Origin of the sequence: Nonomuraea sp. NPDC049624 (assembly GCF_040675255.1) — a bacterium.
Taxonomy (GTDB): domain Bacteria; phylum Actinomycetota; class Actinomycetes; order Streptosporangiales; family Streptosporangiaceae; genus Nonomuraea.
In genome coordinates this window covers 66101-83433 of sequence record NZ_JBFAOR010000001.1, presented here as the reverse complement: position 1 = coordinate 83433, position 17333 = coordinate 66101, and the positions used below count along the sequence as shown (strand labels likewise).

The 17333-nt window shown below is 67.2% G+C and carries 20 protein-coding genes and 1 tRNA gene; 15 read left to right on the top strand and 6 right to left on the bottom strand.

The window, feature by feature from the left end; all coding sequences use genetic code 11:
• Positions 1-7 precede the first annotated feature (7 nt).
• The 3 genes from AB0J76_RS00485 (at position 8) to AB0J76_RS00475 (ending at position 1729) form a co-directional block, all read left to right on the top strand.
• Positions 8-487, top strand: coding sequence for a YbjN domain-containing protein (locus tag AB0J76_RS00485; protein ID WP_352319702.1), 480 nt, complete (start codon positions 8-10; stop codon positions 485-487).
• Between the two features lie 39 nt (positions 488-526).
• Positions 527-1270 (top strand): phosphoglyceromutase, encoded by a 744-nt coding sequence (locus tag AB0J76_RS00480; protein ID WP_352319700.1) that lies wholly within the window; start codon positions 527-529, stop codon positions 1268-1270.
• Positions 1271-1522: 252 nt separating this feature from the next.
• A complete protein-coding gene (locus AB0J76_RS00475) occupies positions 1523-1729 on the top strand; it encodes a hypothetical protein (protein WP_352319699.1) in 207 nt (68 codons plus the stop codon).
• A 27-nt stretch (positions 1730-1756) separates the two neighbouring features.
• Here AB0J76_RS00475 and AB0J76_RS00470 read toward each other — a convergent pair whose 3' ends face one another.
• Entirely contained in the window at positions 1757-2494 is a 738-nt protein-coding gene (locus AB0J76_RS00470) for a class I SAM-dependent methyltransferase (protein WP_352319697.1), read from the bottom strand.
• Between the two features lie 226 nt (positions 2495-2720).
• Positions 2721-3365: a phosphate signaling complex protein PhoU gene (gene phoU, locus AB0J76_RS00465; protein ID WP_352319696.1), complete on the bottom strand. Its 645-nt coding sequence runs from the start codon at positions 3363-3365 to the stop codon at positions 2721-2723.
• A gap of 123 nt (positions 3366-3488) precedes the next feature.
• Between phoU and AB0J76_RS00460 the strand changes: the two genes are divergently transcribed.
• Positions 3489-4670 carry an ATP-binding protein gene (locus AB0J76_RS00460; protein ID WP_352319694.1) on the top strand — a complete coding sequence of 394 codons (1182 nt, stop codon included), beginning with the start codon at positions 3489-3491 and terminating at the stop codon, positions 4668-4670.
• Positions 4667-5359, top strand: coding sequence for a response regulator transcription factor (locus AB0J76_RS00455; protein ID WP_352319693.1), 693 nt, complete (start codon positions 4667-4669; stop codon positions 5357-5359). Before AB0J76_RS00460 ends, AB0J76_RS00455 begins: the two co-directional genes overlap by 4 nt.
• A gap of 55 nt (positions 5360-5414) precedes the next feature.
• Here the strand turns inward: AB0J76_RS00455 and AB0J76_RS00450 are convergent, their stop codons facing one another.
• Entirely contained in the window at positions 5415-5996 is a 582-nt protein-coding gene (locus AB0J76_RS00450; RefSeq protein WP_352322347.1) for a copper chaperone PCu(A)C, read from the bottom strand.
• Positions 5997-6247: 251 nt separating this feature from the next.
• Between AB0J76_RS00450 and AB0J76_RS00445 the strand changes: the two genes are divergently transcribed.
• From AB0J76_RS00445 to AB0J76_RS00430, 4 genes are all read left to right on the top strand, one after another.
• Positions 6248-6730: a CarD family transcriptional regulator gene (locus AB0J76_RS00445; RefSeq protein ID WP_043624891.1), complete on the top strand. Its 483-nt coding sequence runs from the start codon at positions 6248-6250 to the stop codon at positions 6728-6730.
• A gap of 17 nt (positions 6731-6747) precedes the next feature.
• Positions 6748-7218 (top strand): 2-C-methyl-D-erythritol 2,4-cyclodiphosphate synthase, encoded by a 471-nt coding sequence (gene ispF, locus AB0J76_RS00440; protein ID WP_352322345.1) that lies wholly within the window; start codon positions 6748-6750, stop codon positions 7216-7218.
• A 187-nt stretch (positions 7219-7405) separates the two neighbouring features.
• On the top strand, positions 7406-7696 hold the full coding sequence (locus AB0J76_RS00435; protein WP_352322343.1) for a GlsB/YeaQ/YmgE family stress response membrane protein: 291 nt from the start codon (positions 7406-7408) through the stop codon (positions 7694-7696).
• Between the two features lie 98 nt (positions 7697-7794).
• Positions 7795-8064 carry a GlsB/YeaQ/YmgE family stress response membrane protein gene (locus AB0J76_RS00430; protein ID WP_352322341.1) on the top strand — a complete coding sequence of 90 codons (270 nt, stop codon included), beginning with the start codon at positions 7795-7797 and terminating at the stop codon, positions 8062-8064.
• A gap of 99 nt (positions 8065-8163) precedes the next feature.
• Here the strand turns inward: AB0J76_RS00430 and AB0J76_RS00425 are convergent, their stop codons facing one another.
• Complete coding sequence (locus AB0J76_RS00425; protein WP_352322340.1) at positions 8164-9183, bottom strand: DUF2637 domain-containing protein; 1020 nt, start codon at positions 9181-9183, stop codon at positions 8164-8166.
• A gap of 29 nt (positions 9184-9212) precedes the next feature.
• Here AB0J76_RS00425 and AB0J76_RS00420 point away from each other — a divergent pair, with 29 nt between their 5' ends.
• Positions 9213-9629: a PPOX class F420-dependent oxidoreductase gene (locus AB0J76_RS00420; RefSeq protein WP_352322338.1), complete on the top strand. Its 417-nt coding sequence runs from the start codon at positions 9213-9215 to the stop codon at positions 9627-9629.
• A gap of 43 nt (positions 9630-9672) precedes the next feature.
• Positions 9673-11064 carry a cysteine--tRNA ligase gene (gene cysS, locus AB0J76_RS00415; RefSeq protein WP_352322336.1) on the top strand — a complete coding sequence of 464 codons (1392 nt, stop codon included), beginning with the start codon at positions 9673-9675 and terminating at the stop codon, positions 11062-11064.
• Between the two features lie 111 nt (positions 11065-11175).
• Here cysS and AB0J76_RS00410 read toward each other — a convergent pair whose 3' ends face one another.
• Both AB0J76_RS00410 and AB0J76_RS00405 read right to left on the bottom strand, forming a co-directional pair.
• The gene (locus AB0J76_RS00410; RefSeq protein WP_352322334.1) at positions 11176-11508 is read right to left on the bottom strand and encodes an NIPSNAP family protein; all 333 of its coding nucleotides are present in this window, start codon (positions 11506-11508) and stop codon (positions 11176-11178) included.
• A gap of 112 nt (positions 11509-11620) precedes the next feature.
• Positions 11621-12307: a class I SAM-dependent methyltransferase gene (locus tag AB0J76_RS00405; RefSeq protein WP_352322332.1), complete on the bottom strand. Its 687-nt coding sequence runs from the start codon at positions 12305-12307 to the stop codon at positions 11621-11623.
• Positions 12308-12611: 304 nt separating this feature from the next.
• Here AB0J76_RS00405 and rlmB point away from each other — a divergent pair, with 304 nt between their 5' ends.
• The 4 genes from rlmB (at position 12612) to AB0J76_RS00385 (ending at position 17014) form a co-directional block, all read left to right on the top strand.
• Positions 12612-13583: a 23S rRNA (guanosine(2251)-2'-O)-methyltransferase RlmB gene (gene rlmB / locus AB0J76_RS00400; protein ID WP_352322330.1), complete on the top strand. Its 972-nt coding sequence runs from the start codon at positions 12612-12614 to the stop codon at positions 13581-13583.
• A gap of 20 nt (positions 13584-13603) precedes the next feature.
• Positions 13604-13676 (top strand) — tRNA-Thr (locus tag AB0J76_RS00395).
• Positions 13677-14033: 357 nt separating this feature from the next.
• Positions 14034-14261: a hypothetical protein gene (locus AB0J76_RS00390; RefSeq protein WP_352322329.1), complete on the top strand. Its 228-nt coding sequence runs from the start codon at positions 14034-14036 to the stop codon at positions 14259-14261.
• 17 nt (positions 14262-14278) lie between these two features.
• Positions 14279-17014, top strand: coding sequence for a hypothetical protein (locus AB0J76_RS00385; RefSeq protein WP_352322327.1), 2736 nt, complete (start codon positions 14279-14281; stop codon positions 17012-17014).
• Positions 17015-17333: the final 319 nt, after the last annotated feature.

Below are 17333 nucleotides of genomic sequence, written 5' to 3'. Positions count from 1 at the left end.
GTATCCCATGCGCGATGTCGTCGAAGCCGCGCTCAAGGCCGCGGACGTCACCTACGACGAGCCGCGGCCCGGGGCGTTCCTGGTCAGGCTGCCCGGACAGCACAAGCTCGCCACGATGACCTGGCTGATCGTCGGCGAGCGGGTGCTGCACGTCGAGGCGTTCTTCTGCCGCCGGCCGGACGAGAACCACGAGGAGTTCTACCGCTGGCTCCTCGGCAAGAACGGCGCCATGTACGGCGTGCACTTCTCCCTCGACCCCGTCGGCGACGTCTACCTCGTCGGCCGGGTGCCGCTGGCCGCCGTCAGCGAGGAGGAGGTCGACCGGCTGCTCGGCTGCGTGCTGACGTACGCCGACGACTGGTTCGACCGGGCGCTGGAGCTGGGCTTCGCCTCCTCCATCAGGCGGGAGTGGGAATGGCGTGCCAAACGCGGCGAATCCCTGGCCAACCTGCAGGCTTTCGCCCGCTTCGCCGACCCCGGGCAGTGACCTGACGGCGCCGCGGGCGGCGGCCATAGGATTGGCCGCATGGCGACTTTGGTGCTGCTACGGCACGGTGAGAGCGACTGGAACGCGAAGGGCCTGTTCACCGGTTGGGTGGACGTCAGCCTGTCGGCCAAGGGCGAGGACGAGGCCCGGCGCGGCGGCCGGCTCCTGCAGGAGGCCGGTCTGCGGCCCGACGTCCTGCACACCAGCCTCCTGACCCGGGCCATCCAGACGGCCCAGCTCGCCCTGGGCGAGGCCGACCTGCTCTGGCTCCCGGTCAAGCGCAGCTGGCGGCTGAACGAACGCCACTACGGGGCCCTGCAGGGCAAGAACAAGGCCCAGACGCGTGAGGAGTTCGGCGACGAGCAGTTCATGCTCTGGCGCCGCTCGTACGACGTGCCGCCGCCGCCCATCGCCGACGACGACGAGTACTCCCAGGCCGGCGACCCCCGTTACGCCCTCCTGCCGCCGGAGCTCATGCCGCGCACGGAGTGCCTGAAGGACGTCGTCGACCGCATGCTCCCGTACTGGTACGACGAGATCGTCCCCGACCTGGCCGCCGGGCGCACGGTCCTGGTGACCGCGCACGGCAACTCGCTGAGGGCCCTGGTCAAGCACCTCGACGGCATCAGCGACGACGACATCGCCGGGCTCAACATCCCCACGGGGATCCCGCTGGCCTATGAGCTGGACGCCGACTTCAAGCCGCAGGTGCGGGGCGGGCGCTACCTCGACCCGGAGGCCGCCAAGGCCGCCATCGAAGCGGTGGCCAACCAGGGCCGCTGACCCCTGCAGCCCGTCGGGCGCGCGAGGGGCTCCCGTCCCTCGCGCGCCCCGGCGTGAGCCGGGGGCGGCGGTGGGAAAGGTATGGCACTGATGCCGGACACTGAAATGTGTGCGCCGTTCTGGGGCGAGGTGCCTATGCTTTCGGGGATGTGAGCACCTCTGCCAGAGCTGAGCGCTCCTGCCCCCTTCCGTCCGCCGGGGAAGCCCGCGTTCCGGGCGGGACGGTCTGACGTGCCGACGTGGGAGCCCTGCGTGTCGCGCGGGCTCGTACGCGTGGTCGAAGCGTCCTGTTGCGAGGAGTACGTCCTGTGCTTCGAGGCGGCGCAGTTCTTCGTGCGGCGGGTCACCGAGCGAGGGGACCACGAGGAGACCGCCAGGGGCCCGTACGCCCGTGCCGCCGCGGTCTGGGCCGAGCTGGCACGGCGGCACGTGTGCAGGAGCCGGCAGGCGGCCTCCTGACGTGACCGGGCCTGAGAGCACGGCCCGTCAGTCGGACGTCGGGCGCAGGACGAGGGTGACGAACCCGAAGACGTCCCGGTAGACGCGCAGCCATTCGGCGCGGTGGGTGTCGGCCGTCGTGAGGGCCTCGCACCTGTCCGGATGGTCGGGGTTGTCCAGAGCCCAGGACGCCAGCGAGCCCGTCCAGGCCCATTCGTAGTCGTCGAGCTCCTGACGCGTGCTGATGTGGCCGTGCACCGGCGTCCAGCCGTCGGCGGTGACCCGGTCCATCAGGGCCGGCAGGCCGGTGAGCTCGCCCAGCATCTCCACCGCCTCGGCGGACGGCTCCTGGGCCCAGAAACCGTCTCCCACCAGGACGCGTCCGCCGGGAGCCAGGTGCTCGCGCGCCGCCGCGAGCGTGGGGAGCAGGCCGCCGAACGCGTGCGTCGCCCCGACGCTGATCACCAGGTCGAACGCGTGCGGTGAGGTGAACTCGGCGGCGTCCGCACGATGGAGGACGAGCCGGTCGTGGACGCCGAGCGCCTCCGCGCTGTCGCGGGCGTGCGCCAGCGAGCCCTCGGCGATGTCCACGCCCTCCGCCTGCAGCTTGGGGTGCGTGCCCAGCGCGCGCAGCAGCCACTCCCCGCCGCCGCAGCCGAGGTCGAGCACGCGCGAGTCGCCCTGGGGGAGGGCGCGGTCGAGAAGGCGGCGCACCGAGTCGTCGTCGAGCGGAGCCGCGATCGGATGGTCCGCGTGGGCGAGTCGGGAGATCTGTTCACGATTCACCGGCGGAGCCTGCCACATGCGGAGACGTCGCCGCATCCGCTTTTGGCCAGGAGACAGGGCGCTTGGCAAGGGTCTGTCGCTGTTCGCCGCTGTTCGTCCCGCCGGATGGTCTTGCCCCCATGCCGGATTGTCTGGCCCCCATGCCGGGGGACGTGCGAAGCGGGCGGCCCCCCGACAGGTGCCGCCCGCTGCGTCCGGATGAAGAGCCTGCCTCCCGGGGAGGCCGTCAGCTGGGACGGGAGCCGGTGACCAGGTAGACGACGTCCCTCGCCACCCGCACCGCGTGGTCGGCGTACCGCTCGTAGTACCGGCCGATCAGCGTGATGTCGATCGCCGGCTCCACGCCGTGCTGCCAGTCCTTGGCCAGGATGTTGCGGAACAGCCGGCGGTGCAGCCGGTCCATCGCGTCGTCGTCCTCCTCCAGCTCGAGGGCCGACTCCACATCCCTGGAGGCCACGCAGCTCCCGGCCTTGGTGACCAGGTTCTCGGCGATCTGCCCCATTTCCACGATGGTCGAGCGAGTCTCGGGCGGAATCGCCGAGTCGGGGTGCCGCAGCCGGGCCACCTTGGCCACATGGACGGCCAGGTCGCCCATGCGTTCGAGGTCGGTGCCCATGCGCAGCGCAGTGATGACCATCCGCAGGTCCACCGCGACCGGCTGCTGCCTGGCCATCAGCTCGAAGATCGACGACTCGATGTCGGCGAAGAGGGCGTTCACCTCCTGGTCACGGGAGATGACGCTCTCGGCGAGCTGGAGGTCGGCGTCGAGGAGGGCCGTGGTGGCACGGGAGATGGCCGAGCGGACCAGCCTCGTCATCTCGACCAGCTTGCCCGTCAGGAGATCAAGTTCTTCATGGTACGCGTCGCGCATGTCGTCACCGTACGTGCCACTCGATGAACGAACCTCTACTGCGAGATGAACTTTCCAGGAAAGGGCTGTTCATCCGCAGGTGAGAGGTCTGTCCCTTGAACTTCGCCACCTACCATCGGAGGCATGAGTGAGATGGCCATGAGCTTCGCGGCCCTGGCCGGGTTCGTCGTGGGAGCCCTGGCGGTCCTGTTCTACCGGAACCAGATCGAGGCTCCGAAGAGGACCGAATCGGCCGACGGCGTCGAGACCGGAGCGGCGCTGCCGCAGGGCGTGGCCTCCGTGCTCGCCGTGCTCCCCTCGTCCGCCGTCGTGCTCGACGCGCACGACCGCGTGCTGCGCGCCAGCTCGGCCGCGCGCGCGTTCGGGCTGGTCAAGGGCGACAGGCTGATGGCCGCGGAGCTGCTCGCACTGGCAAGACAGGTACGCCGCGACGGCGAGATCCGCGAGAGCGAGATCGACGTCGCCGGCCACAAGTTCGGTCAGGAGACGACGAACTTCGCCGTCCGCGTCGCCCCCCTCGGCTCCTACGGCCAGGTGCTGGTGCTGGCCGAGGACCAGACCGAGCGGCGCAGGGTGGAGGCCGTGCGCCGCGACTTCGTCGCCAACGTCAGCCACGAGCTGAAGACCCCCGTGGGCGCGCTGAGCCTGCTGGCCGAGACCATCCAGGACGCCGCCGACGACCCCGAGGCGGTCACCCGCTTCGCCGGGCGCATGCAGCACGAGGCCGCCCGGCTCACCTACCTGGTCCAGGACCTGATCACGCTGAGCAGGATCCAGGGCGCCGAGCCCATCCCCACGCCGGGCCAGGTCGCCATCGACGAGGCCGTCCACGACGCCATCGACCACTGCAACACCAAGGCGGTGGCCAAGGACATCACGCTGGTCACCGGCGGCACCGAGGGCCTGCGCATCTGGGGCGACGACGAGCTGCTCGTCACCGCCCTGCGCAACCTCATCGACAACGCCGTCGCCTACAGCCCCGAGCACACGCGGGTCGTGGTCAGCGTCCGCCCGGCCGGCGACTCCGTCGAGATCAGCGTCAGCGACCAGGGCATCGGCATCCCCGAGGAGTCTCTGGAGCGCATCTTCGAGCGCTTCTTCCGCGTCGACGCAGCCAGGTCGCGGGCGACCGGCGGCACCGGGCTCGGACTGGCCATCGTCAAGCACGTCGCCGCGGCCCACGCGGGCGAGGTGTCCGTCTGGAGCAAGGAAGGCTCCGGCTCCACCTTCACCCTCCGTCTGCCCGCCTTCGGCGGCACGGCGGTGGCAGTACCACCCTCGATTCCCCTGGAGGCCGCAAAATGACCAGAGTTCTAGTGGTTGAGGATGAGGAGTCCTTCTCCGACGCCTTGTCCTACATGCTGCGCAAGGAGGGCTTCGAGGTGTCGGTCGCGGCGACCGGGCCCGAGGCGCTCGACACGTTCGACCGCAACGGCGCGGACCTCGTGCTGCTCGACCTGATGCTGCCCGGCCTGCCGGGCACCGAGGTGTGCCGCTCGCTGCGGCAGCGCTCGAAGGTGCCGGTCATCATGCTGACCGCCAAGGACAGCGAGATCGACAAGGTCGTGGGCCTGGAGCTGGGCGCCGACGACTACGTGACCAAGCCGTTCTCCTCGCGGGAGCTGGTGGCCCGCATCCGCGCGGTGCTGCGCCGTCAGGGCGACGTGGTGGAGGAGCTGGAGACGGCCGTCCTGGCCGTCGGCCCGGTGCGCATGGACGTCGACCGCCACGTCGTCGCGGTGCGCGGCGCGCAGGTGCAGCTGCCGCTGAAGGAGTTCGAGCTGCTGGAGGTGCTGCTGCGCAACGCCGGCCGGGTGCTCACCCGCGGCCAGCTCATCGACCGCGTCTGGGGCGCCGACTACGTGGGCGACACCAAGACGCTCGATGTCCACGTCAAGCGCCTGCGGGCCAAGATCGAGGCGGACCCGTCCAACCCGCGCTGCATCCTCACCGTGCGCGGCCTGGGCTACAAGTTCGACGCCGTCGAGGAGTGAACGACCCTTGTTCTGGTACGTGGGTTCGTACCAGAACAAGGGTTCTCTCATGCCGTCAGTGGGCCTCTTCGGTGGCCGTCGGCGTGGGCGACGCCGAGGGCGTCGCGACCGGGGTGGCGTTGGGGGCGGCCGGGTAGTCCTTGAACTCACGGCTGCGCGTGACCACAGGGACGTTCAGGGTCACTGTCCCGGCGTTGGCGAACTGGAGGTCCAGACGCACGCTCTCGCCGCCCCTGAGGCTCGTGGAGATGCTCTCCAGCATCAGCTGGGGCTGCGGCTTGCCGGTGTTGACGAGCTGGTTGGGGGGAAGCTGGATCGGCGTGGCGACCTTCACGGACCCGACCGAGCCCGCGGAGACGGCCTGGAGCGTGTCGGCGGCGCCCGCGGTGTTGAGGATGTTCAGGTAGATCGGGGCTGAACCGCGCCACGGGAGCTGGGCGCCGGAGTCGGGGCCGAGGATGAACGCCTGCGGGATGTGAATGCCGCGCGTGCCATAAGCACCCTGGTCGATGAGTGCGACCGCCTCGTTCGGGGCGTACGGCTTGTTGGTGTTGGCGTCGAATCCTGCCCCGCAGCCCGCGAGCACGGGGGCTGCCAAGAACGCGGCGGCTACGACAATCCAGCGACGGCTGGTCACGTGCGGGTTCTCCTTGCTCTTGCGCGGTATGGCGCATGGGGTGTTGGGCAGCGCCTACCATATCCACCTGAATCCATGGTCATATCCGCACCCCCGCAGGTCATTCGCTATGTCCGGAAATGCGATTCATACGGTCGAGGACTTGTCAAGCCCCAATATGCGGCTTTGACCTGCAGTTATGAGGATTTCACTGTTCCGGGAGCCTGTGGATGCGTGGTACCCTGGAGTACAGCGGAAGGGGTACTTGTCACATGACTTTCCAGGTCGGCGACACTGTCGTCTACCCCCACCATGGGGCTGCTCGGATCGAAGCAATCACGAAGCGATCCATCAAGGGTGAGGAAAAGACCTACCTGGTGCTCAAGGTCGACAAGGGCGACCTTACCGTCCAGGTGCCAGCAGAAAACGCGGAACTCGTCGGTGTGCGCGACGTCGTCGGCCAGGAAGGCCTTGAGCGGGTTTTCGATGTTCTTCGGATGCCGCACACGGAAGAGCCGACCAACTGGTCGCGCCGTTACAAGGCCAATCTGGAGAAGCTCGCCTCCGGCGATGTGAACAAGGTTGCGGAGGTGGTTCGCGACCTGTGGCGTCGCGACCGCGAGCGCGGCCTGTCAGCGGGCGAGAAGCGCATGCTCGCGAAGGCTCGTCAGATCCTCGTCAGCGAGCTCGCGCTCGCCGAGAAGACCAATGAGGACAAGGCTGAGGCCCTGCTCGACGAGGTTCTCAACTCCTGAACACGAATCTTCCACGGGTGGGCGTCGGAGTCGACGTCCACCCGTTCGCTTCGGTGGACTCGGGGCGTGAGCTCAGCCTCGCCGGCCTTCGCTGGCCGGCCGAGCTCGGGCTCGACGGCCACTCCGACGGCGACGTCGCCGCGCATGCCGCCTGCGACGCGCTGCTGTCCGCGGCCGGCCTGGGCGACCTGGGCGGGCTGTTCGGCACGTCCGATCCCCGCTGGGCCGGTGCTTCCGGGGTCACCCTGCTGGTTGAGACCGCCCGCCAGGTGCGCGCGGCGGGCTTCGAGATCGGCAACGTGGCCGTCCAGGTGATCGGCAACCGTCCCAAGATGGCTCCTCGGCGTGCCGAGGCCGAGCTGGCGCTCGGCGGCGCCGTGGGGGCGCCGGTGAGCGTCTCGGCCACCACCACCGACGGGCTCGGGCTCACCGGGCGCGGCGAGGGGATCGCCGCGATCGCCACGGCCCTCGTGGTCAACCTTTCCTAGGCATTCAGCGTCTTATGTGTGGGATGCGTGAGGGTGTCCCGGCGGGTCGTCGCCGAACCCGCCAACTGTGGGGGCGGCGGTTCGTCACTGGCGCGGTACGGACCGCCGCCTTCCTCAGTGGGTAGTTTCCCCAGGTGTCGGGTATGTCCCCATCTAAGACATGTGAACGTCTCGGGGGGAGCTACACATGATCGGCGCGATCGTTTCCGCAGTAGTCATCGGCGCCATCGTCGGTGCGCTGGCCCGGCTGATAGTGCCTGGCAGGCAGAACATGTCCATTGGCCTGACGCTCATCGTGGGCATCGTGGCCGCCCTGATCGGCACCCTGATCGCACAGGCGTTCGGCTGGGCCGACACCAAGGGCATCGACTGGCTCGAACACATACTCCAGCTCGTCCTGGCTGTGGTCGGCGTGCTCCTCGTGACGCGGATGGGCTGGGGCGGACGCGGTGGCCGCACCGGTCGAACCACGACCTGACCTGCTCGTTCGTAAAGCCGGCGCATAATCGTCGGCGATCGGGTAGCGAAGCTCCCCGTGAGAGTGAACGGCTCACTCTCACGGGGAGGTTTCGTGTCATGACCATTCAGTCCATCCTTGGCGCCATCGTGATTGGCGCCGTCATTGGCGCAATCGGTCGCCTGCTGCTGCCCGGCAGGCAGGCCATCGGGTGGATCCTCACCATCGTCGTCGGCATCGTCGCCGCCCTGCTGGGCACCCTCATCGCCCAGGTGCTCGGCGTCGAGACGACCCCCGGCATCGACTGGATCGAGCTCGTGATGCAGGTCGTCCTGGCGATCGTCGGTGTCGGCCTGGTCGCGGGCCTACGCCGCGGCTCCAGGGTCTAGCGGCGCCAGGGGTGTAGACGAGATAGACGCACACGAAACGGCCCGTCCGGGATCATCCCGGACGGGCCTCTCGTCTTTGCGTTTCCTGGGGTGTGGCCGCTATTCCTCGGGGTCCGGCGGGCGCGGAGTGCTGCGCAGGCGGCCGGACGGGGCCTGGGTGTCCTCGTGGATCACCGGGTGTGGCGCGGTGTCCTCAGAGTCGCTCTGGGGCGTTCGAGGCTCGTCGGTGGCGGGGCGGCTCCTGCGGTCGTCCTCGATGACGGGGACGGGCTGGGTGTCGACGTCGCGGGTGTCGGTGGCCCGGGTGTCGGATCGGGGGTGGACCAGGACGTCGGTCGGCTTCACCCGGTCGCCCCACCGGACCGGCCGCCTCAACGGCTCGGGCTCGGGCGCGGGCTCCGGTTCAGGTTCCGGCTCCGGCTTGTGCTCGGGCTCGGGCTGCGGCTCGTGCTGGGGTTCCGGTTCCGGTTCGGGCTCAGGGGCTCGTACGGGCTCGGGTTCCGGCTCCTGCGGGACGGCCTGCCACTCGGACACCTGCATCGGGACCGGGGGCGTCTCCGGCGCGGCCGTGGGCCCCACCAGCGGCGTGGACTCCAGCACGGGCGGGGGCGCCTCGGTCACCAGCGGCGGCGGCGTGTCGGCCGCGCGGCCCGGATGGAAGGGCACGAAGTCGTCGTCGTCCTCCTCCTCGCGCGCCGCGGCCCGGTGAGCCTGGACGTGCTTGATCAGCAGCAGCCAGAGCCACAGGGCCACGGCCAGCATGACCCAGGGCGCCAGGGCCACGCCCACGGCCACCTGGCGCGCGTCGAAGGTGAACCGCAGCGCGGTCGCCACGTCGGCCGCCGCGGCGGCCACGATGAGCAGGACCAGCACGGTGGCGGCCTGCGCCCGCACCAGCGGCCGGGCTGGGCGCAGCAGCAGCACGCCGAGCAGCGCGACCACGAGCAGCGCGTCGAAGGCGGCCGGATAGAGGAAGGCGAGGTCCTGCCGCGCCTCGCCGGTGACGGCCAGCGCGCGCAGATCGTCGAAGGACAGCGCGCAGGCGGCTCCGGTCAGAGCGGCCACCGCGAGCCCGGCCAGGGCGATGCCCAGGCGACGGAGCGTAGAGGGGGGAGTCACGTCCATGGCGCCTTCGAGACTACAGAAGAATGGGGATCACGACCGATCGAGGGAGACACATGCCCGAGCTGCCGGAAGAAGCGCGCGAACTCCTGGATGCCCCGAATCATGCGACGGTGACCAGCCTCAACCCCGACGGCGGGCCGCAGTCCACCGTGGTGTGGGTGCGCACGGACGGCGACGACGTCCTGTTCTCGACCGTCCGGGGGCGGGTGAAGCCGCGCAACTTCGAGCGCGACCCGCGGACGAGTCTGCTGGTCATCGACCCGAAGAGCCCCGACCGCTACGTGGAGGTGCGCGGCCGGGTGACGATCGAGGAGGACCCCGGGGGCGCGTTGATCCAGGAGCTGGCCCAGAAGTACACAGGCGAGCCTTGGGAGGACAAGCCGGGCACCGAGCGCCTGATCATCCGGATCCGTCCTGACAAGGTCACGGTGCGAGGCTGAGTAATCGGCCTACAAGAGCCTCCGAGGCGTTAGCCTTGCCTTTGTGAGCCTGCACATCTACGACACCAGCACGCGCGCCACCCGTGAATTCGTTCCGGTCGAAGCCGGCCGGGCGTCGATTTACCTGTGTGGGGCGACCGTGCAGGCTCCTCCGCACATCGGGCACATCCGCTCAGGCGTGAACTTCGACGTGCTCAGGCGCTGGCTCACGCGTTCCGGTTACGACGTGACGTTCTGCCGCAACGTCACCGACATCGATGACAAGATCATCAGGGTGTCGGCCGCGGAGGACGTGCCCTGGTTCGTGATCGCCGAGCGCAACCAGCGGGCCTTCACCTGGGCCTACGACACGCTCGGCTGCCTGCCGCCCACCGTCGAGCCGCGGGCGACCGGCCACGTGCCCGAGATGATCACGCTGATGGAGCGGCTGATCGAGCGCGGCCACGCCTACGCCTCGGGCGGCGACGTCTACTTCAGCGTCCAGTCCTACGCCGACCACTACGGCAAGCTCTCCAACCAGAAGCTGGAGAACATGCGGGCCGCGGCCGACACCGACGACGAGTCGCTCAAGCGCGACGCGCGCGACTTCGCGCTGTGGAAGGGCGCCAAGCCGGGCGAGCCGACCTGGCCCACGCCGTGGGGGCTCGGGCGTCCCGGCTGGCACCTGGAGTGCTCGGCGATGGCCACCAAATACCTAGGGGCGACGTTCGACATCCACGGCGGCGGCATCGACCTGATCTTCCCCCACCACGAGAACGAGATCGCCCAGTCGCAGGCCGCCGGCGACGGCTTCGCCCGCTACTGGATGCACAACGGCATGCTCAAGATCGGCGCCGAGAAGATGAGCAAGTCGCTCGGCAACTCGCTGCTGATCCCCGAGATGGTGCAGAAGGTGCGTCCGGTGGAGCTGCGCTACTACCTGGCCGCGCCCCACTACCGTTCCTCGATCGAGTACTCCGAGGAGGCGCTGCTGGAGGCGGCGGCGGCCTACCAGCGCATCGAGGGCTTCGTCACCCGCGCCGCCGAGGTGATCCACGACGTCGACGCCGACGCGCCCCTTCCGCAGGCGTTCGCCGACGCGCTCGACGACGACCTCGGCACGCCGCAGGCGCTCGCCGTGGTGCACGAGGTGGTGCGCGAGGGCAACGTGGCGCTGTCCCGGGGCGACAAGGAGGCCATCGCGCGGCTGCTCGCCGAGACCCAGAACATGCTCGACGTGCTCGGCCTCGACCCTCGCTCGCCGCAGTGGCGCGGGGGCGGTTCCGACCTGTCGCCGGTGGTCGACGCGCTCGTGGCGGTGGCCCTGGAGCAGCGCAAGGCCGCGCGCGCCCGTAAGGACTACGCGGCGGCCGACGCGATCCGCGACCAGCTCGCCGCGGCGGGCATCACGGTCGAGGACACGCCGCACGGCGCCCGCTGGGAGCTTTCCCGCTGACCTTCCGCCGCTCCTGAACTGATGGCGGACGCCTTCCGCGTCCGTCGTCGGCTGCGGCGGGAGCCTCCCGCGTCCGTCGTCGGCCACGGCGGGCGCCTCCCGCGTCCGCTGTCAGCCGCGGAGGGCCGCGACGGCGGCGTCGGTGGCTTCGATCACGATCGTGTGGTAGCCGTCGATGCGCGAGACGATGCCCTCACGCGGGCCCTGGTGCCATTCCGGGCTGCTGTAGAAGGCGTCCTCCTGCTCGTCGCGGGTCTCTTTCGAGGGGAACGCGCGGATGAGGTACGCCTCCTCGTGGCCGTCCTCGTCCACGAGGGAGGCGCCGCTGCTCACCACGTCGATGCCGGCCTTCGCCAGGAGGGGGAGGGCTTCTTCGTGCATGACCCGGAGGAAGTCTGCGCGGGTGCCGGGTTTGAGGCGGTAGGTGCGGATCTCCAGGATCATGCGGGTGCTCCTTCGGGGGACGTTCCGGTCGGGGAAGTGCTGGGTGGGCGGCACGTTATTCGGTGGTCGCTGACATCCTCCGTCAGTGGGGGTTCGGTCTTCTGGGCTGTGGCTAAGAACTGGTGCTTGCGATTTCCGGCTTGTCGGTTGGTCTGTGGGCCAGGAAGAAGGCCTGCCGGCCTGAGCGGGGTCTTTCGCTCTCGTCGGGCTCGCGGATGAGCTGGGCATCCAGGGACAGGCCGGCCTTGGCGAGGAGGTCGGCGATGTGCTCCGGGGGAGTCCAATAGACGTCCAGCGACAGCTTGTGGCCGTAGCCCTGGCTGAGGTGGCGGCGTTCGTCGCCGACCTTGAACGCGATCAGCAGGTGGCCGCCCGGCGCCAGCACCCGGTGGATCTCGGCGCACACCGTCGGCAGGAGGTCCGGCGGGGTGTGGACGGTGGAGTACCACGCGACGGCGCCGGCCAGGGACGCGTCCGCCAGGTCCAGCGCGGTCATCGAGCCGACGTCGAAGCGGAGGCCGGGGTGGCTCCGGCGGGCGACGTCGATCATCCCTGGCGACAGGTCGATGCCGAAGGCGTTCACCCCGAGCGCGTGGAGGTGGGCGGTGACGCGGCCCGGACCGCAGCCCAGGTCGGCCACCTCTCCGGCATCCGGGCCCCGCACGAGCTCGGCGAACGCGGCCAGCATGGCCCGGTCCAGGGGCTTCGTGTCGAGTTCGTTCCTGAGCAGTTCGGCGTATTCGGGGGCGACGGTGTCGTAGGCCGTTCGGGTGGCGTGGAGGTAGGCGGACTCAGTCATGGCCCAGGACGATAACCGGCCATGGGGGCTCTAGGAGTTGCCTGGGGCCGGTTCAGAGGTGGACGCCTTTTGCGCTGTTCGGGGAGGGTTCGCTGGGAGAGGGGCGGGCGGGCCTGCGATCGTCGTGATGTGCGGCCCGATGGGTGATGTGTTGGCGCAAGACGTTCGGTGAGGCGGTGCGTGGGTTCTGAGGGCAGGCGGCTCGCCGGGTGTGCCGCGGCCGGTCGTATGCGGGACGTCGGGATCGGGTGGGGGCCTTGCCCGGCGGGATCGGGTGGGTCGGCGGGCCGATACCCTTGATGGCATGGCAGCAGGCGGTAGGGCATCGGGCAGGCCCGCGAAGAAGAAGGGCCCCTCCAAGGGCACCGGGGGCCAGAAGCGCCGGTCGCTCGAGGGCAGGGGCGCGACGCCGCCTGCCGAGATGCGCCACTGGTACAAGGACAAGGCCAGGTCCGAGCGCATCGCCAGGGAGGACCGCGGCGGCGAGACGCGCCGTCCGGGCAGCGGCCCGGCCCGGCAGAAGCGTTCCGAGGACGCCCCCGAATACATCGGCGGCCGTAACCCGGTGCTGGAGGCGCTGCAGGCCGGGGTGCCCGCCAACGCCCTCTACGTAGCCCAGCGCGTCGAGAACGACGACCGCGTACGCGACTCCATCAAGATCGCGGCGGAGCGCGGGATCGCGCTGCTCGAAGTCACCCGTGACAAACTCGACCGGATGACGGAGGGCGTCGTCCACCAGGGCATCGCGCTCCAGATCCCCGCCTACGACTATGCGCACCCGTCCGAGCTGGTCGAACTGGCCCAGGACGCGGCCGAGGTCCCGCTGATCGTGGCGCTCGACTCGGTCACCGACCCGCGCAACCTGGGCGCCATCGCCCGTTCGGCCACCGCTTTCGGGGCGCATGGCCTGCTCATCCCGTCCCGCCGCTCGGCCGGGGTTACCGGTGGCGCGTGGAAGACCTCGGCCGGCACGCTCGCCACGCTGCGCGTCGCCCGCGCCTCCAACCTGACGGCCGCCCTCCGCGAATACCGCGAAGCCGGCCTCTTCATCGTCGGCCTCGACGGCGCCGGCAAGATCGACATCGGCGACGCCGACCTCCTCGCCGAGCCGCTCGTGGTCGTGGTGGGCTCCGAGGGGAAGGGCCTCGGTCGGCTGGTGCGAGAGCAGTGCGACGTCGTCGTCCGCATCCCCATGCAGGCCGCCGCGGAATCCCTCAACGCCGGGGTCGCCGCCGGCGTGGCCCTGTACGAGGTCGCTCGTCACAGGCGCCGCTAGCGTCTACACTGGTAGGCCGTGCCGACGTAGCTCAATCGGCAGAGCATCTGTCTTGTAAACAGAAGGTCAGGGGTTCGATTCCCCTCGTCGGCTCTGCAGCTCAAAGGCCCCTTCCGGTACATGGGAGGGGCCTTTGCGCGGTTGTACAGCGGACCTGTACAGCAACCGGATCCGCGACTCGGTTTCACGCGGCGCTTGGACCAAACGTTCCAGGGTATGATCCGCGTTTGCCGTGCTGCAGCCGGAGGCCACGAGTGACATGATGTTGTGGTGGTAGTCCATGTGGGCACAAAGGCGCTGCTAAAGCGACGGGTGCAGCTACGTCAGAGCGCTGACGAGTTGGAGAGGACCGGAGACTCGGCAACCGTATGTCTGCTGCTCTTCTATGCTGCAGAGTGCGGCCTGAAGGAGAGGATCCTCGTGCGAGGAGCGCATCGTGACTCCTCCGCAGTGGAGACCACGCACGACCTGCGGAAGCTAGCCAAAGATCTCGGCATGCCGCGAACAATCGGAGATCATCTCGACAGACTTCAGACCTGCCGTCTGGCCACGCAGAACTCTGTGGCTTTCAGTGAATTACATCAAGTATGGCGCTATGGTGCAAAGCTGGAGGATAAGGATGAACAGGAAGCCCAAGCCGCCCTTCGTGCATTGATCACTTGGTGTGAGCAGGACTGAGGAAGGAAGACATGGCGATGGCTGACATGGTGGGCCCAGAAAATACTGTTCAGCCGCCTGAGCATCTCTTCACATGGGTCGATGTTGAAGAGCACCTCGCTTTGCTCGCGAGGATGGGTGAGTGGCCTCAGTGGCTCCTGGCCGTAGACGGCTGGTGGGACGCACTAGAAGTGGTCGTACTTGTTGGCACGCATGCGCAAGATGTGAAGTGCTGGCTCGACCAAGCTTTCGGCGCTGGCTCCACCGAATGGAGAGACGGAGTCCTTGTGCTGCGTCTTGATGATCCACGCACCGAGACATTTGTCGGCCTCCCCGTCACTCTAAACTTCGAATCGAGCGACGAGCGGCGGGCCCGTCGTATTCCCTTGCTGCGTGAAAAGCACGTTTCGCGACAGATGGCCCAACCATTCCAGCGGCCATCCAGCGATCGATTCGCAGGTGACGTGCAACTGCTAGCCTTTCACTCCTTTAAGGGAGGGGTTGGTCGGACTCTTCATGCGGTCGCCATGGCGGATGTGGTGGCAAGGCGCGGCGGTAAGACGATTTTGATTGACGCCGATCTTGAAGCCCCCGGCATAACATGGATGCACAAGGCTCAAGGTGGGCAGTTGGACTTCAGCTACGAAGACTTTTTGGCCCTCTTGCAGAGTGCGGAAGACGGTGGTTATTCGGAAGCGGTTGATATTGCAGCAGAATATCTACCGAATCAGCAGGTTGGTCATTATGTAGGCGAAGGCAGCTTGACGGTAGTGCCGTCGACCCGCCGACTTCTTCTTGGCCCTCCGCGGATTGAGCCAACAGATCTTCTAACGCCAGGGCGGTCGCCGTACTTCTTGACAGAGGCGCTGGCGGCTCTAGCTGTTCGCGTGGGGGCGGATACCGTTATTGTGGATCTTCGTGCAGGGGCGTCTGAATTGTCGGCTCCAATTCTGCTGGATCCTCGAGTGCAGCGGATTTTCGTTACCACCATCAGTGATCAATCCCTCACTGGTACTGAGATGCTGGTTCGGCAAGTAGGACACCGCGCACCCACTTTGAAAGGGACGGATCCGGCGAGCTCGATAATAATTACTCAGTACCGACAGGATGCGCATGGGGCTCAGGTTGAGGATGCCTGTCTCAGGCTCGGCGACGCATTGTCTGTTGCGCTTAGAGAAGGTTCCGGCGGTGAAGAGGGCGTCGATGAGACCTCGCAAGTGGATACAGGGGTCCTGTCGAGACCTATCCTGAGTCCTTTCCGTGAAGAACTCCTTGCTCTGCCTGCCTCATGGGAGCCAGTCCTTCGTGTGCTGGAGCATTGCGGTATAGCCGATACATTGGAATCAATCATCCCAACACCCTCGTCTGCGGCCAAGGGGAATGAGGCATCGGGTGGGGCTGACTTGGAGTCATTGCGTCGAAAGCTTGCAGAAACTGCAAAGCAACTCATATACGCGGAACGCAAGGGGCTATCATCGGCCGGCGGTTGCCTAGTGACCGATCCGCTTCGTCGGCTACTGAGCGATCATCGTACGGAGCCCCCTTTGGTGCTAGTGGTAGGGGCGAAGGGTGCTGGTAAGACCTTTCTATACTCGAAGGCATGCGTAGCTCGAACCTGGTCTTCCTTTGCAGAGCGGTCGGGTATTGCGGGAGTTCGCCTATCGGCGCCCGTGATCCCAGTCCTTGAGTCAGACAATCTAGAATATGGTGATCTGACGCCGCAGCAGCTACGAGAAGAGTTTGCTCGCAATCATTTTGGGCAAGTTTCGGTACCCGACAGTGGTCAAGACATTCGTGACCGGCTGAAGCAGGGGCTTGCAACGCTTGGAGCGGATGATCTGGCGTGGCGGCGCCTCTGGCTCGAATGCCTCGCGGCTGCGGCGGGCATCGTGCCAGATGTCAACACTGGAGTAGAGACTGCTCTGACGGAACTTGCGAAGCGGGCGCCAGCCGTATTCGTTATTGATGGACTAGAGGATCTGCTTCAAACCCTTGATAGCGACGTAAAGCGAACGGCCCTACGTGTTTTGCTGGTGGACGTCCTTAACTGGCTGCGCTCTCTGCGAGGGCGGCCATTCGGGCTTGTGATTTTTGTGCGCCAGGACCTGGTCAGTCGAGCTGTGCGGCAAAACAGTGGTCAGCTCTTGAGTCGATACGATTCCTATGCCCTGCGATGGGATAAGGAGGAAGCGTTGCGGCTAGCTCTCTGGGTAGCAGCTTATGCAGATGCCCTCCCCTTGAGGGTGCCCGTAGATCAGATCACTGAGCTTTCTCACGATGATGTAGTGGAGAAGCTTATACAGGTTTGGGGCTGGAAGATGGGAACTAAGAAGTCGAAGGAAGCTCGTTCTCATCTTTGGGTGCCAGCAGCTCTCGGGGACTACAACGGCCAAGTGCAAGCCAGAGACGTGGTGGTATTCCTTGCGGAGGCGGCACGCCTGTCCATTTCTCAAGGTGCCTACGAAGACCGCGTACTCATTCCTAGCGCAATGCGCAAGGCGTTGCTGGCATGTAGCAAGAATAAGATCGAATCTATCCAGGCGGAAAACCAGGAAGTGGGCGAGCTTCTCACTAAACTACAGCTGCTCAAAAACCCAGTAACAGTTCCTTTTGTGCTGGAGGAGGTTGATCTTACCACCGAAGATGCGGATTTCCTTGTATCGGCTGGTGTTTTTGAGAGAGGTGCCGATGGTCGTTACTGGGTCCCAGAGATCTACAGGCATGGCTTGGGCTTCGGTAGTGAGCGCAGAGCTAAAGTTCTGTCGCGTGGCTAGTGGTAGCAAGAAACTTGTCGTAATCGGTGCCCGCTGAGAGATGTCAGAGGGTGCCGATCAACGGGCCAGAGAGGTTACTGCTATTGGTCGACGCTTGATTGTCTCACTCGCTAGTCAAGAGGGCATGTAGCCGCTTGAGAGCCTTACGTCTCAGGGCTGGGGATCTGCGTGTAGACGTTCATCGTTACAGAGGTCTGCGATTATCTGAGGATGCGCATGGCCACGCACGGATGGACGTCGAGGGCGGCCAGGAGCGAGGCAGGTGTGCCGGGTGTCATGGAAGCGGATGCGCGGGACACCGGCGTTCTTGTAGTGGGCC